At 78.0% G+C, this 14,404-nt stretch carries 12 protein-coding genes; 9 read left to right on the top strand and 3 right to left on the bottom strand.

The window, feature by feature from the left end:
• Positions 1-239: 239 nt before the first annotated feature.
• Together JUB12_RS17910 and JUB12_RS17915 are read right to left on the bottom strand one after the other, a co-directional pair.
• A complete protein-coding gene (locus tag JUB12_RS17910; RefSeq protein ID WP_205696798.1) occupies positions 240-2,432 on the bottom strand; it encodes a PKD domain-containing protein in 2,193 nt (730 codons plus the stop codon).
• Between the two features lie 49 nt (positions 2,433-2,481).
• A complete protein-coding gene (locus JUB12_RS17915) occupies positions 2,482-2,682 on the bottom strand; it encodes a hypothetical protein (protein ID WP_205696799.1) in 201 nt (66 codons plus the stop codon).
• A 189-nt stretch (positions 2,683-2,871) separates the two neighbouring features.
• Between JUB12_RS17915 and JUB12_RS17920 the strand changes: the two genes are divergently transcribed.
• The 9 genes from JUB12_RS17920 (at position 2,872) to JUB12_RS17960 (ending at position 13,468) form a co-directional block, all read left to right on the top strand.
• A complete protein-coding gene (locus JUB12_RS17920) occupies positions 2,872-4,140 on the top strand; it encodes a cation:proton antiporter (protein WP_205696800.1) in 1,269 nt (422 codons plus the stop codon).
• Between the two features lie 81 nt (positions 4,141-4,221).
• A complete protein-coding gene (locus JUB12_RS17925) occupies positions 4,222-5,913 on the top strand; it encodes a carbamoyltransferase C-terminal domain-containing protein (protein ID WP_205696801.1) in 1,692 nt (563 codons plus the stop codon).
• Positions 5,910-7,559 carry an HAD-IIIA family hydrolase gene (locus tag JUB12_RS17930; RefSeq protein ID WP_205696802.1) on the top strand — a complete coding sequence of 550 codons (1,650 nt, stop codon included), beginning with the start codon at positions 5,910-5,912 and terminating at the stop codon, positions 7,557-7,559. The genes JUB12_RS17925 and JUB12_RS17930 overlap by 4 nt, the downstream gene beginning before the upstream one ends.
• Positions 7,556-8,590, top strand: coding sequence for a glycosyltransferase family 9 protein (locus JUB12_RS17935; protein ID WP_205696803.1), 1,035 nt, complete (start codon positions 7,556-7,558; stop codon positions 8,588-8,590). The genes JUB12_RS17930 and JUB12_RS17935 overlap by 4 nt, the downstream gene beginning before the upstream one ends.
• Positions 8,587-9,822, top strand: coding sequence for a glycosyltransferase (locus JUB12_RS17940; protein WP_205696804.1), 1,236 nt, complete (start codon positions 8,587-8,589; stop codon positions 9,820-9,822). The genes JUB12_RS17935 and JUB12_RS17940 overlap by 4 nt, the downstream gene beginning before the upstream one ends.
• Complete coding sequence (locus tag JUB12_RS17945) at positions 9,819-10,457, top strand: SIS domain-containing protein (protein WP_205696805.1); 639 nt, start codon at positions 9,819-9,821, stop codon at positions 10,455-10,457. Before JUB12_RS17940 ends, JUB12_RS17945 begins: the two co-directional genes overlap by 4 nt.
• Positions 10,454-11,815, top strand: coding sequence for a D-glycero-beta-D-manno-heptose 1-phosphate adenylyltransferase (gene rfaE2 / locus JUB12_RS17950; RefSeq protein ID WP_205696806.1), 1,362 nt, complete (start codon positions 10,454-10,456; stop codon positions 11,813-11,815). Before JUB12_RS17945 ends, rfaE2 begins: the two co-directional genes overlap by 4 nt.
• On the top strand, positions 11,805-12,497 hold the full coding sequence (locus JUB12_RS17955; RefSeq protein ID WP_205696807.1) for an SDR family oxidoreductase: 693 nt from the start codon (positions 11,805-11,807) through the stop codon (positions 12,495-12,497). Before rfaE2 ends, JUB12_RS17955 begins: the two co-directional genes overlap by 11 nt.
• Positions 12,485-13,468, top strand: coding sequence for a glycosyltransferase family 9 protein (locus tag JUB12_RS17960; protein ID WP_205696808.1), 984 nt, complete (start codon positions 12,485-12,487; stop codon positions 13,466-13,468). The genes JUB12_RS17955 and JUB12_RS17960 overlap by 13 nt, the downstream gene beginning before the upstream one ends.
• A 116-nt stretch (positions 13,469-13,584) precedes the next feature.
• Here JUB12_RS17960 and JUB12_RS17965 read toward each other — a convergent pair whose 3' ends face one another.
• Positions 13,585-14,349 carry a metallophosphoesterase gene (locus JUB12_RS17965; protein WP_205696809.1) on the bottom strand — a complete coding sequence of 255 codons (765 nt, stop codon included), beginning with the start codon at positions 14,347-14,349 and terminating at the stop codon, positions 13,585-13,587.
• Between the last annotated feature and the right edge of the window lie 55 nt (positions 14,350-14,404).

Raw genomic sequence — 14,404 nt, forward strand, 5'->3', positions numbered from 1 at the left:
CGTGACGCCCGAGGCCCGGTGGAGCACGCGGAGCGAGCGGCGGCGCACCCAGGCCCCATCCCGGTGCGTCGCCGCTCGTCCGTCAGGCGCGAGGGCGATCACTCTGCCCTGGACCTCCTCTCGCGCCGAGGTCTTGCGACCCTCGTCCTGCCCCTGCCCTGTGAGCGCATGGTGCTCGCGTCCACCGGCCCGGTGAAGCCCCCCAAGGGGTGGTCCGGCCCACCCCTGTCCGTCGCAGGTCAGGCGCGGGGCGCGGCGACGCGCTTGGCGGCCAGCAGCCGCTTGGAGGACCGCACGCGCACCTCCACCCGGACGGGCTTGCGGCGCACGGCGCGCGGGAGCGTGAGCGTGACCGAGCGCACCTGCGCCTTGCGGACCGCGACGTCGCGGCGCGCCCCGCCGGCCGTCACGCGCAGCCGGCACGCCGCGCTCGGGCTCGCGCAGGCCACGCGGACCGTCAGCCGTCCCGCGCGCGTGCGGGTGACGGAGCGCAGCGCGCTGGGGCGCACGACCTTCGCGCCGGCCGCCACCACGACGGCGACGCTGGCCTGCGCGGTGGCGCCCTGGTCGTCGGTCGCGCGCACGCGGAAGGTCTTGCGGCCGGTCGCCGGAAGCCGGCGGGCGACCTCGGCGCCGGCGGTCTCGAAGGACCCGTTGCCGTCGAGGTCCCACGCGACCTCGCGGACCGTGCCGTCGGGGTCGTCCGCGACCGCGCGGAGGGTGACCGTGGAGCCCGGGCCGACGCGCGAGGCGTCGGCGGAGGCACGGACCGTCGGCGCGCGGTTGAGGACCTCGAGCTCGGCGGTGGCCTGGGCGGTGAGGCCTTCGTCGTCGGTGGCGAGCACCGCGACGCGGAAGCGCCCCGGACGCTCGGGCGTCCAGGTCGCGCGCGGCGCGGCCGACTCGACGACCGAGCCGTCGCCGAGGGTGAAGCGGTAGCGGACGACGCGCCCGCCGTCGTCGGGGTCGACGGTGCCCGACGCGTCGAGCACGACCTGGCGGCCGGAGGGCTGTGGCGCGGGAGCCGCGAGCGCGACCGCCGGCGGGCGGCCGGCGACCTGGACGGCGGGGAAGGAGGCGGTGGCGGTGAGCCCGGAGTCGTCCTCCACGGTCACGCGGCCGCCGCCGAAGCTGCCCGACCGCGCCGGCGCCAGCTCGAGCACCGGCCCGTCGGTCGTGCGGTCGACGGTGCCGTCGCCCCCCAGGTCCCAGTGGAAGCGGCGCAGCTCGCCGTCGCGGTCGGTCGAGCCCGACGCGTCGAAGCGCACGGGCGAGCCGGCGACGCGCGGACCGTCGGCGACGGCGGCGGCCGCGCGGGGGCGGATCGTCGAGGCCATGCAGGTCGCGGCCTCGCAGACGGCGACCGAGCGCGCGACGTTGTGGTGGTCGGCGAGGTAGCCCGAGACGTCGTCGCTGCGCGCGTGGAAGAAGATCGAGCGCTCGCAGTCCAGCGGGATGGCGTCGAACTGCACGACCGTGTTCGGGACCGCCGGCGCGACGTTGCAGCGCGTGACGAGCGGCTGGCCGCCGAGCGTGCCGTCGTCGTAGCACATGATCGACGTCACGACCCGGCAGTGGTGGCCCAGGGTCGCGAAGGGCGCGTCGCGCTGGACGGCCCCCAGGGTGTGGGTGACCTCGTGCGTGGCGGCGAAGGCCGTGTAGCCCTCCTGGATCGAGCCGGTGAAGGCCTTGGCCCACAGCACCGCCATGCCGTCCGGGCCCGCCGTCGGGTGCGCCGCGGCGTCCGGGCCGCTGGCGTCGAAGCTGTCGAACCACCGCGCCTGGCCGTAGAGGCCGTTGTCGACGTCCGCGTAGACCAGGAAGTCCCACAGGCCCTCGGCGTCCAGGCCGCCCGTGGCGCGGACGGCCGCGACGACGTCGTCGTAGAGCAGCTCGAGGTCCGCGTCCGCGTTGCCCGTGTCGTAGGCGGCGGCCGCCCGCGGCAGCCGGACGGTCATGACGTCCACGTACTGCGGCCCGCAGTCCGTGCCGAAGTCGAACCGCACGCCGAGCGGACGCACGGGGTCGTCGTCGAACTTCGTCGAGACGCGGACGACGCTGCGCTGGATGCGCTGGGCGTAGGTCGTCAGCCGGCTCGGCTTGTCGGCCGCGTGGACGTAGAGGACCTTGTAGCCCGGCAGGGTGGTGCGGGCGTGCTCGACGTCGTCGGTCGTGCGCTCGGTGCCGCACCACGTCGTGGCCGGGACGACGGCGGGCGGGGCGGTCTTCGCGCGCCACGGCCCGGGTGCGGGGGCGTGGGGCAGCGGCTCGGCCTCCATGCCGCGCGCCTGCTCGGGCGTGAAGCCGAAGTACGGGTCGTCGGCGTGGTGGACCGCCGTGGCGGGACCGTGGGCGCCCGCGGCGGCGGGCAGCAGCGCGACGGCCAGCGCCGTCGCGAGCACGGCGATGATCCCCCTGGCGCCCCCGCCCACACGTCCATGGTGACGGACGCCGGGCGGCGGCGCGACAGGCGGTGTCCGGCTAGGCCAGGCGGCGGGGGCGGCCGCTGAGGCCGCGGATCTCGGCGGCGACGAGGGCCATCTGCGCGCGGCGGGCGCGCAGGGCGTTCTGCGTGGAGGCGCGGCTCGCACGGGCGGTGCCCGCGGCGGCCAGCCGGGCGCGGGCCGCGGTGACGGCGGCCGGGGAGGGTGCGGGGTCCTGCATGGGGGGCTGCGGCGGCATGCGTGCGCTCCGGGACGTCGGGCTGGGCGACGGCGGAGGTACCCGGCCGCGGGCGGCCCATGCGCCCGTGTCGCACTTCGCGCACCGCGTGGCCGAGCGGGGCGCGCCGGCGTCCTGTCGCACCTCGCCCGCGCCGGGCGCGGCCGCCGCCGTTCGCGCTGGTGGGCAGCGGGGTAGCTGCGCCGGAGCGTGCCGCTCGCCCTCGACCCCGGTCTGTCCCCGGGCACCACGGTCGCCGTCGGCTGGCTCGTCCTCGGGCTGTTCCTCGTCGCCGCGGTCGCCGCCCTCACCCACCAGCACGGCCGCGCGTGGTCGGCGTCGCTGCTCTACGTGGCGGCGGGCCTGGTCGCCGCGGTGGTCATCGGCTGGCTCGACGTCCCGTGGCTGGATCCGGTCGGGTCGCCCGACGCGATCCTGCACCTCACCGAGGTGGCGATCGTCGTGGCGCTGTTCGCCAACGGCGTGCGGGTGGACCGGGCGCTGCACTTCCACCGCTGGCGCCCGACGACCCGCCTCCTGCTGGTGACGATGCCGGCCAGCATCGCCGTGCTGGCGCTGCTCGGCGGGCTCGCGCTCGACCTCTCGCTCGGGGCGGCGATCGTGCTCGGTGCCGCGCTCGCGCCGACGGACCCCGTCCTCGCCGGCGACGTCGGCGAGACACGGCCCGGGGAGGAGGAGCCCGAGGCGGAGTTCGCCGTGGTCTCGGAGGCGTCGCTCAACGACGGGCTCGCGGCGCCGTTCGTCGTGCTCGGCCTGCTCGTCGCGGAGGACCGCCTGCCCGGCGACTGGGGCGCGTGGATCGGGATCGACCTCGTGGCGCGCATCGTGCTCGGGCTGCTCGCGGGCGTGGTGGTCGGCGCGCTCGCCGGGTCGCTCATCCCCCGCGTGCGCGATCGCGAGGCGCTGTCGTCGATGTACGACGGCCTGCTCATCGCCGGGCTCGGGCTGATGGCCTACGGGCTCGGCGAGGTCGTCGGCGGCTACGGCTTCCTCTCGGCGTTCGTCGGCGGGATGGCGTTCCGCCGGCGCGAGGCGGGCCACGCGACCCACGGCGAGGTCGACGAGGGCGCCCAGCGCATCGAGCGGCTGCTGGAGATCGTCGTGCTGCTCGTCGTGGCGACCTCGGTGACCTCGGCGGTCATCGACGTCCCGGGGTGGGAGGGCTGGGCCCTCGCCCTCGTGGCGGTCGTCGTGGTGCGCCCGGTGCTCGGCTGGCTCAGCCTGCTCGGCGCGCCCGGCACGCCCGGGGAGCGGGCGTACGTCGCGTGGTTCGGCGTGCGGGGACTGGGCACGTTGTTCTACGCCGCGACGGCGCTGGCCAGCGGGGCGTTCGCCCCCGCCGAGGCGGAGCTGCTGTGGTGGACCGCGGTGGCGACGGTGCTGGTCTCGATCGCCGTCCACGGGCTGACGTCGGGACCGTTCACGCACCGCCTGCTGGCGGCGCGCGAGGACGGCTGAGCGCATCGCCGCGCCGCTTCCCGACACTTCTCCGGTTCAAGAGGTTCGGGGTCCAGGGCGTGGGTACCGGCGGCCCCCAGCATGCGAGTCCTGGGTGTCAACGCGATCTTCCACGACCCCTCCGCCGCCCTCGTCGTCGACGGTGTCACCGTCGCCGCGGCCGAGGAGGAGCGCTTCTCGCGGCGCAAGCACGGCAAGCGCCCGGTCCCGTTCAGCGCGTGGGAGCTGCCCGAGCAGTCCATCGCCTTCTGCCTCGAGCAGGCGGGCCTCGCGGCGAGCGACCTCGACGCCATCGCCTACTCCTACGACCCGGCGCTCGCGCGGCCCGTCACCGGCGACCTGACCGAGGACGCGTGGGAGGGGCTGCGCACGCTCTACGCCCAGCGCGCCCCGCGCTTCCTCGCCACCGCGCTGCCGGGGTTGGATCCCGACCAGGTCGTCCACGTCGGCCACCACGTCGCCCACGCCGCGTCGGCGTGCATGGCCGCGCCCCACGCGTCGAGCGCCGTGCTCGTCGTCGACGGCCGGGGGGAGCGCGCGTCGCACCTCGCCGGCCACTGGACGGGCGACGAGCTGCGCCCGCTGGCCTGCCAGCGCCTGCCGCACTCCCTGGGCCTGCTCTACGAGGAGCTCACCGTCCACCTCGGCTTCCACCGCTCCTCGGACGAGTACAAGGTCATGGCGATGGCGTCCTACGGGCGCCCGCGCTTCCTCGAGGAGCTGCGCGAGGAGGTCTTCGCCGACGGCCACGGCGGGTTCTCGGCGCCGCCGCCCGACTTCTCGCGCTACGTGGCCCCGCTCGCGCCGGGCGCCGAGTTCACGCCCGACCACGCCGACCTGGCCTGCTCGGTGCAGGCCGTGCTCGAGGAGGTCCTGCTCGAGCTCGCGGCGTGGCTGCACGCCGAGACCGGCGAGGCGGCGCTGACGCTCGCCGGCGGCGTCGCGCTCAACTGCGTGGCCAACTCGCGGCTGTTCGAGGAGTCGCCGTTCGAGCACGTCTGGGCGCAGCCGGCGTCGGGCGACGCGGGCACCGCGCTGGGCGCGGCGATGCACGTCGCCCACAGGCTCGGCGACCGCGTCGCGCCGATGCCGACGGCGGCGCTGGGCCGCGGCTTCAGCGACGACCAGCTGCGGGCGGCGCTCGACGTCGCGGCGATCCCGTACGAGGAGCCGACCGACCTGCCCGAGGCGGTGGCGGAGGTCCTGGCGGCCGACGGCGTCGTCGCCTGGTTCCAGGGACGCAGCGAGTTCGGCCCCCGCGCGCTGGGCCACCGCTCGCTGATGGCCGACCCGCGCCGACGCGAGAACCTCGAGCGCCTCAACGACGTCAAGGGCCGCGAGCAGTTCCGCCCCGTGGCGCCGATGGTGCTCGCCGAGCGGGCCGCGGAGGTCTTCGAGGGCGGGCCGCTGCCCTCGCCGCACATGCTCTTCGTGCACCGCGTCAAGGAGGCGTGGCGCGAGCGCATCCAGACCGTGACCCACGTCGACGGCACCGCACGGGTGCAGACGGTGGACCGCGAGGAGGAGCCGCTCGTGCACGCGACGATCGCGGCCTTCGAACGGCGCACGGGGGTGCCGGTCGTCGTCAACACGTCGCTGAACACGGCGGGCCGGCCGATGGTCGACGACCCGCGCGACGCGCTGGAGTGCTTCGGCTCGTCGCCGGTCGACCTGCTCGTCCTCGGGCCCTACCTGGTGCGTCGCGCGGCGCTGGGCCGGCGCGACGACGGCGCGCAGCGCTTCTCGCGCGCGCTGACGGAGGTCGCGGCGTGAGCCAGGCCACCGCCTCCGTGGACGTCGTCGTCCCGACCGTCCGCGGCGCGGCGCTCGCCCGGTGCCTGGAGGCGCTGGCCCGTGCGGCCGGGCCGCCCGGCGGCGGCGACGTCGTGCTGGCTGACGACCGGCGTGGCGAGGTCGCGCCCCTGCTGGACGGCACGCCCGTGCCGGCGGCGCTGGCGGGCCGGGTGCGCGTGGTGCGCTCGGGCGGCCGCGGGCCGGCGGCGGCCCGCAACGCCGGCTGGCGCGCGTGCTCGCGCGCGTGGGTGGCGTTCGTCGACGACGACGTCGAGGTGGACGTCGACTGGGCCGACCGGCTGGCCGACGACCTGGTCGGCGCCGGTCCGCAGGTCGGGGGCGTGCAGGGCGCCATCAGCGTGCCGCTGGCCCTCGCCCGCCGCCCGACCGACCGCGAGCGCCACGTCGAGGGGCTCGAGACGGCGGCGTGGGCGACGGCCGACATGGCCTACCGCCGGCTCGCGCTCGAGGCGGTCGGCGGCTTCGACGAGGGCTTCCCGCGCGCGTACCGCGAGGACGCGGACCTCGCGCTGCGCGTCAGGCAGGCCGGGTGGGAGCTCGTGCGCGGCACCCGGCGCGTCCGCCACCCCGTCGGCTCGGCGCCGTGGACGTCGTCGTTGACGCTGCAGCGCGGCAACGCCGACGACCCGCGGATGGCGGCCAAGCACGGCCCCTCGTGGCGCACGCTCGCCGACGTGCCCCCGGGTCGTCGCCGCCGCCACGCGCTCGTCACCGCGGCCGGCGCCGTCGCCGTCGCGTGCAAGGTGCCAGGCACCTTGCATGCACGCGCATGCAAGGTGCCTGGCACCTTCCACGGCGCTGCGGCCGTCTGGGCCCTCGGGACGGCGGAGCTGTGCTGGGCGCGGATCGCGCCGGGGCCGCGGACGCCGCGGGAGGTCGCGCGGATGGTCGCGACGTCGGTGCCGATGCCGCCGGTGGCGGTCGCGCACTTCGCGATCGGGAGCGTCAAGGCGCTGCCGCTGCGCCGCGCCCGGCGGCGGGCGACGCGGCCGGTCAAGGCCGTCCTGCTGGACCGCGACGGCACGCTCGTCCACGACGTCCCCTACAACGGCGACCCGGACGCGGTCGCGCCGATCGCCGGCGCGCGCGAGGCGCTGGACCGGCTGCGCGTCGCCGGCCTGCCGCTCGGCGTCGTCTCCAACCAGAGCGGGATCGCGCGCGGACTGCTCACGACCGACGAGGTCGACGGGGTCCAGGCGCGCGTGGCGGCGGAGCTCGGGCCCTTCGGCGTGCTGCTGCACTGCCCCCACGGCCCGGGCGACGGCTGCGCCTGCCGCAAGCCCGCGCCCGGCATGGTCGTCCAGGCCGCGCGCGAGCTCGGCGTGCGGCCGGAGGACTGCGTCGTCGTCGGCGACATCGGCGCCGACGTCGAGGCGGCCCGCGCCGCGGGTGCCCGCGGCATCCTCGTCCCCACCCCGGTCACCCGCCTCGAGGAGGTCCGCGACGCCGACACGGTCTGCCGGACCCTCGGTGCCGCGGTCGACCGGATCCTGTCCTGGAACGGCGAGGACCCGCGCACGGTGCCGAGCACCGTGCGTGCACGCACGGTGCCTGGCACCGTGCGCCGGGACGAGCGGTTCACGAGGGCGGAGGTGGTCGCGTGAGGGCGCTGGTGGCCCGGCTCGACAGCGCCGGTGACGTGCTGCTCGCGGGGCCGGCGGTGCGCGCGGTCGCCCACCACGCCGACGAGGTGACGGTGCTCTGCGGGCCGCGGGGCCGGGCGGCGGCCGAGCTGCTGCCCGGGGTCGACCGGGTCGTCGAGTGGCCGTGCCCGTGGATCGACGCGACCCCGCCCGCCGCCACGCGGGAGAGCGTCGACGCGCTGGTCGACGAGCTCGCCGCTCTGCAGCTCGACGCGGCCGTCGTGCTCACCTCCTTCCACCAGAGCGCGCTGCCCACCGCCCTGCTGCTGCGCATGGCCGGCGTCCCGCACGTCGGCGCGCTGAGCGAGGACTACCCCGGCTCGCTGCTCGACGTCCGCCACCGCGGCCTGCCCGACGGGCTGCACGAGGCCCAGCGCGCGCTGTCGACCGCCGCCGCCTGCGGCTTCACCCCCGCGCCCGGCGACGACGACCGCCTGGCGGTCCGCTACGACCCCGCGCTCGCGCCGGCCGAGCTGCCCGACCGCTACGTCGTGGTCCACCCGGGCGCCTCGGTGCCCGCCCGCGCGTGGAGCCCGCAGCGCAACGCCGAGGCCGTCGAGGCGCTCGTCGCCGCCGACCGCCACGTCGTCGTGACCGGCGGCCCCGACGAGACCGCGCTGACCGCCCAGGTCGCCGGCCGGCCGCGCCCGGAGGTCCTCGACCTCGGCGGCCGGCTCAGCCTCGAGGCGCTCGCCGCCGTGCTCGCGCGCGCCGCCTGCGTCGTCGTCGGCAACACCGGCCCCGCGCACCTCGCCGCCGCCGTCGGCGTCCCGGTCGTCTCCCTCTTCGCCCCGACCGTGCCGGCCGAGCGCTGGCGTCCGCACCGGGTCGCCCAGCGCCTGCTGCACGAGCCGGTGCCCTGCGCCGGCTGCCGGGCCAAGGACTGCCCCGTCCCAGGACATCCGTGCCTCGAGCCCATCCGCGCCGCCCATGTCGTCGCCGCGGTCGAGGCCCTCGCCCCCACGCCGCACCTGGAGGTGGCCGCCGCATGAGGATCGCCATGGTCTCCGAGCACGCCAGCCCGCTCGCCGCCCTCGGGGGCGTCGACGCCGGCGGGCAGAACGTGCACGTCGCCGCGCTCGCGACCGCCATCGCCCGTCGCGGGCACGAGGTGGTCGTCCACACCCGCCGCGACGACCCCGGCCTCCCTGACCGGGTCGAGATGGCGCCCGGCGTCGTCGTCGAGCACGTCACCGCCGGCCCGGCCGCCGAGCTGCCCAAGGACGACCTGCTCCCGCACATGGACGCCATGGGCGACGCGCTCGAGCGTCGCTGGGCCGCCGACCGCCCGGACGTCGTCCACTCGCACTTCTGGATGAGCGCCCTCGCCGCGCTGCGCGCCGCGGCGGCCCTCGGCATCCCGGTGGCGCACACGTTCCACGCGCTCGGCGTCGTCAAGCGCCGCCACCAGGGCGAACGCGACACGAGCCCGGCCGGGCGCATCGACCTCGAGCGCGGCATCGCCCGCGACGTCGACCAGGTCGTCGCCACGTGCTCGGACGAGGTCTTCGAGCTCGTCCGCCTCGGCGCCGACCGCCGGCGGATGACCGTCGTGCCGTGCGGCGTCGACCTCGAGCGCTTCCGCCCGGACGGCCCGGCCTGGGAGCGCCCGGGCGACGGCCGCCTGCGCGTCGTCGCCCTCACCCGGATGGTCGAGCGCAAGGGCACCGGCAACGTCATCGCCGCGCTGGCCCGTGTCCCGGACGCCGAGCTCGTGGTCGCCGGCGGCCCGCCCGCCCACCGCCTGCGCGAGGACGTCGAGGCGCGCCGCCTGCTCGCGATCGCCCAGGAGCACGGCGTCGACGACCGCGTCCGGCTGCTCGGACGCGTCGAGCGCCCGGACGTCCCCGGCCTGCTGCGCTCGGCCGACGTCGCGGTGTGCACGCCGTGGTACGAGCCGTTCGGGATGGTCGCCGTCGAGGCGATGGCCTGCGGCGTCCCCGTCGTGGCCTCCGCGGTCGGCGGGCTGCAGGACACCGTCGTCCACGGCGCCACCGGCCTGCACGTCACCCCGCGCGACCCGGCCTCCATCGCCGGCGCCCTCGCCGCGCTGGCCGCCGACCCCGACCGCCGCGCGGCGATGGGCCAGGCCGGCGCCCGCCGCGCCCGCGCCCGCTACGGCTGGGACCGCGTGGCCGCGGCGACGGTCGACGCCTACGCCCGGCTGGCCGGCGCGGAGGGGCGCGAAGGCCGGATCCTGCGCGACCAGGGGGTCCGGGCATGACGCCGCGCATCGGCGTCGGCGCCGCGCGCGCCTCGACCGACCACCTCGACGCGCTGCACGACGCGCTGCACGCGCTGCGCGGCCGTGGGGCCCAGCTCGACGCGTGGGGTCGCCGGCTCGCGGACGTCCTGCTCGACGGCGGACGGCTGCTGGCCTGCGGCAACGGCGGCAGCGCCGCGGAGGCCCAGCACCTCACCGCCGAGCTCGTCGGCCGCTACCGCGAGGAGCGCCGCCCGCTCAGCGCCCTCGCCCTCTGCGCGGAGACGAGCTCGCTGACCGCCATCGGCAACGACTACGGCGGCGACGAGCTGTTCGCCCGCCAGGTGCGCGCCCACGGCCGCGCGGGCGACGTGCTCGTCGCCCTGAGCACGAGCGGCGCCAGCGCCAACGTCCTGCACGCCGTCGACGCCGCTCGCGACTGCGGGATGACGACGTGGGCGCTGACCGGCGCGGCGCCCAACCCGCTGGCCGCGGCGGCCGACGAGGTCCTCGCCGTGGACGCGCCCGGTCCGACCGCCCAGGAGATCCACCTCGTCGCCGTGCACCTGATCTGCACGGCGGTCGACCGCCGCGTCGGCGAGCGCGAGCGCTTCACGCGCGCCCCCGCCCGGACGGCGACGGAGGCCCTGGCGTGAGCCCGGCGCCGCTCGTCGTCGTCGGTGACGCGCTGCTGGACCGCGACCTCGACGGTGCCGTCGAACGCCTCGCGCCCGACGCGCCCGCGCCCGTCGTCGACCGCCCCTGCAGCACGGCCCGCCCGGGCGGCGCCGCGCTCGCCGCCGCCCTCGCGGCGGCCGACGGCCGCGAGGTCACGCTCGTCACCGGCATCGCCGACGACGGGGCCGGCGAGGAGCTCCGCCGCCTCGTCGGCGCCGCCGGCGTCCGGCTCGTCGACCTCGGCCTGCGCGGCTCGACCCCCGAGAAGGTGCGCGTGCGCGCCGACGGCCGGGTGCTCGTACGCCTCGACCACGGCGGGGAGGACGGCCGGCCCGCCGGCCTCGGCGCCGCCGCGCGCGCCGCCGTGGAGTGGGCCGACGCGGTCCTCGTCGCCGACTACGGTCGCGGCGTCGCCGCCGACGGGGCGGTCCGGGCGGCGCTGGCCACCGCCGCGCGGCGGGCGCCCGTGGTCTGGGACCCGCACCCCAAGGGCCCGGCGCCGGTCCCGGGGGCGACCCTCGCCACGCCCAACGCGGGGGAGGCGGCGCACTTCGCCCCGGACGGCGACGCCGCGCAGCCCGGCGACCGCGCGGCGGCGCTCTGCCGCGCGTGGCGCGCCGAGCACGTCGCGGTCACGCTCGGCGCCCGCGGCGCGGTGCTCGCCGCCGCCGGCGACGCGGCCGTCCCCGAGCACGTCCCCGCGCCCGCCGCCTCGGGCGACCCGTGCGGCGCCGGCGACCGGTTCGCGGCGGCCGCCGCCGGTGCCCTGGCCGACGGAGCGAGCGCGCGCGACGCGGTGGTCCTCGCGGTCCGCCGCGCCGCGGCCTTCGTCGCCGCGGGCGGCGCCGGGACCTTCCGTCCGGGCGCGCCGGTCGCCGCCGACCCGGCCGAGGCGCTCGCCGCGCGCGTGCGCGCCGCCGGCGGCACCGTGGTCGCCGCGGGCGGCTGCTTCGACATCCTGCACGCCGGCCACGTCGCCTTGCTCGAGCGGGCGCGCGCGCACGGCGACTGCCTCGTCGTCTGCCTCAACAGCGACGTGAGCGTGCGCCGCCTCAAGGGCCCGGCGCGCCCGGTCGTCCGCGAGGCCGACCGCGCCGCCGTCCTGGAGGGGCTCGCGTGCGTCGACGCCGTCGCGCTGTTCGACGAGGACACGCCCGAGGCCCTGCTCGAGCGGCTGCAGCCGCACGTGTGGGTCAAGGGCGGCGACTACGACCCCGAGCGGCTGCCCGAGACGGCCGCGCTGCGCCGCTGGGGCGGCCGCGCGGTGACCGTCCCGCTGGTGGAGGGCCGCTCGACGACGACCATCATCGAGGAGGTGGTGCGACGTGCCGGATGACCTCGGCAACGTCCTGATCACCGGCGGCAGCTCCGGCCTCGGAGCCGCCGTCGCCAACGCGGTCCGGCTCAACGGCGGGACCCCGATCGTGCTGGACCTGCGGCCGCCGGCGGAGGGCATCGCCTTCCACCAGGTCGACCTGTCCGACCCCCGCGCGGCGGAGGACGCCGTACGCGCCGTCGTGGCCGACCACGGCCCGCTGAAGGGCGTCGTGACGGCGGCGGGCACCGACGCCTGCGGGCGCCTCGACGAGGTGGACCCCGCGACGTGGGACCGCGTCGTGCTCATCAACCTCCTGGGCACCGCGGCCGTCGTGCGCGCGGCGCTGCCGTCGCTGCAGGAGGCCGGCGGGCGCGTGGTGACCGTGGCCTCGACGCTCGGCCTGAGCGCCGTGAGCGACGCGACCGCGTACTGCGCCTCGAAGTTCGGCGTCGTGGGCTTCACCCGGGCGCTGGCGACCGAGACCGCGGGCCGGGTCGGCGTGACGTGCCTCGTGCCCGGCGGGATGCACACGGCGTTCTTCGACGACCGCCCCGACCAGTACAAGCCGCCGCCCGACGCGAAGCTCAACCGGCCCGAGGACGTCGCCGCGACCGTGGTGTTCGCGCTGCGCAGTCCGGTGGGCGTCGAGGTCCGCGAGCTCGTCGTCGCGCCCGCGACCGACGGCTCGTGGCCGCCGTAGGCCGCCCCCGCGTCCTCGTCCTGCGCGCGCTCGGGCTCGGCGACCTCCTGGCCGCCGTGCCCGCGCTGCGCGGGATCGCCCGCGCGTTCCCCGACCACCGCCGCCAGCTCGCCTGCCCGGCGCCGCTGGCGCCGCTGGCGCACCTCACCGGCGCGGTCGACGAGGTCGTGGACGTGCGCTGGGTGCACGCCGTCGGCGACGTGCTGCCCGAGGCGGTCCACGGCGCCGACGTCGCGGTCAACCTCCACGGCGCCGGCCCGCAGTCGACCGCGGCGCTGGCCGCCACCCGGCCGCGGCGGCTCATCGCCTTCGGGGTCGGTGGTGCGCGCCCCTACCCGACGGCGCTGCACGAGCGCGAGCGGTGGTGCGCGCTGCTCGCCGACCACGCCATCGCGGCCGACCCCGACGACCTGCTGCTGCGCGCGCCGCCCGCCATGCCGCCGCGGGTCGCCCCCGGCGCGACGGTCGTGCACCCGGGCGCGGCGTCGCCCGCGCGCCGCTGGCCCGCCACGCGCTGGGCCGCCGTCGCGCGCGCCGAGGAGGACGCCGGCCGCCCGGCCGTCCTCACCGGCAGCGCCGCAGAGCGCCCGCTGGCCGAGGAGGTCGCCCAGCTCGCCGGCCTGCCGCCCGGCCGCGTCCTGGCCGGGCGCACCGACGTGCTCGGCCTGGGCGGCGTCGTCGCCGCCGCGGGCCGCGTCGTCTCCGGCGACACGGGCGTCGCCCACCTCGCCTACGCCTTGGGCCGGCCCACCGTCACGCTCTTCGGCCCGACGCCGCCGGAGCAGTGGGGCCCGCCGGGGCTGGAGCGCCACGTCGTGCTGCGCGGCGGCGAGGGCGCGGGCGACCCGCACGCCGCGGAGCCGGACCCGCGGCTGCTGGCGATCGACGCAGCCGACGTCGTCGCCGCGCTGGCGGGGCTGAGCTGCGCTCGGACGGGCGCGGGGGACGCCGCGGTCGCGGTCCGGCAGTGAGGAGCGTGGGCGTCTTGACGAGGCCCCCTGCATCGAGTGGCGGATCTTCCGCCTGGAGGACGGAGAATCCGCCGACCGATGCCCAACGGGCCCGGACGACCGTGACCGGCGAACCCTCAGTGCACGCCGGTCGCCGCCCCCGCGCTGGGCTGCAGCTCGAACGTGTGGAACGCCCCGCCGAGCACCGGCAGCGAGACGTTGTGCACCGGCACGTTGCCGATGGCGCCCTCGAAGGAGCCGGCGTGCGCGTGGCCGTGGACCACGAGGTCGGGCTCGTGCTCGAGGATCGGCGCGGCCAGGCGGTCGGTGCCCAGGAAGGTCCAGATGCCCTCGGGCTCGCCGACGAGCGTGTCGCCGGTCGGGGCGTAGTGCAGGAGCACGAGGCGCAGGGAGCAGACCGCGATGTCCTGCAGGGCCTGGCGCAGGGCGTCGACCTCCTCGCCGCACTCGGCGTAGACCGCGCGCATCACGGGCTCGCCGAAGTCCGGCAGGTGAGAGCCCGGGAAGCCGCCGACGAGGCCCTTGGCGCCGGCGATGCCGACCTCGCACGAGCCGACCTGCAGCACGGCGGAGCCGCGGTCGACGACGGTGATCCCGCCCTCCTGCAGCGCCGCCACGACCTCGTCGCCGCGCGCGGTGTGGTGGTCGTGGTTGCCCAGCACGGCGTAGACCGGGGCAGGCGCCTCGGCGGCGCAGGCGCGCGCGCAGACGGCGGCCTGCTCGGGCTCGCCGTGGGTCGTCAGGTCGCCGGCCAGGAGCACGACGTCGGCGTCGCGGTCGATCCCGGCGACGACCTGGTGCGCCTCCTCCTCGCGCGCGGGCGAGCAGTGGAGGTCGCCCGCGGCGGCGACCTTGATCGTCGGGCAGGCTCCGTCGTCCATCAGGCGCGCTCTACCCCGCCCGGCGGCGCTTGCACCCGGTCCGCGCGCGGTACTG

Origin of the sequence: Conexibacter sp. SYSU D00693, from assembly GCF_017084525.1 — a bacterium.
Taxonomy (GTDB): domain Bacteria; phylum Actinomycetota; class Thermoleophilia; order Solirubrobacterales; family Solirubrobacteraceae; genus Baekduia.

What these genes read in the sequence shown, in the direction of transcription:
- JUB12_RS17915 (WP_205696799.1), bottom strand. Translation starts at nt 2,682, where the DNA reads ATGCCGCCGCAGCCCCCCATGCAGGACCCCGCACCCTCCCCGGCCGCC.
- JUB12_RS17925 (WP_205696801.1), top strand. Translation starts at nt 4,222, where the DNA reads ATGCGAGTCCTGGGTGTCAACGCGATCTTCCACGACCCCTCCGCCGCC.
- JUB12_RS17940 (WP_205696804.1), top strand. Translation starts at nt 8,587, where the DNA reads ATGAGGATCGCCATGGTCTCCGAGCACGCCAGCCCGCTCGCCGCCCTC.
- JUB12_RS17945 (WP_205696805.1), top strand. Translation starts at nt 9,819, where the DNA reads ATGACGCCGCGCATCGGCGTCGGCGCCGCGCGCGCCTCGACCGACCAC.
- JUB12_RS17965 (WP_205696809.1), bottom strand. Translation starts at nt 14,349, where the DNA reads ATGGACGACGGAGCCTGCCCGACGATCAAGGTCGCCGCCGCGGGCGAC.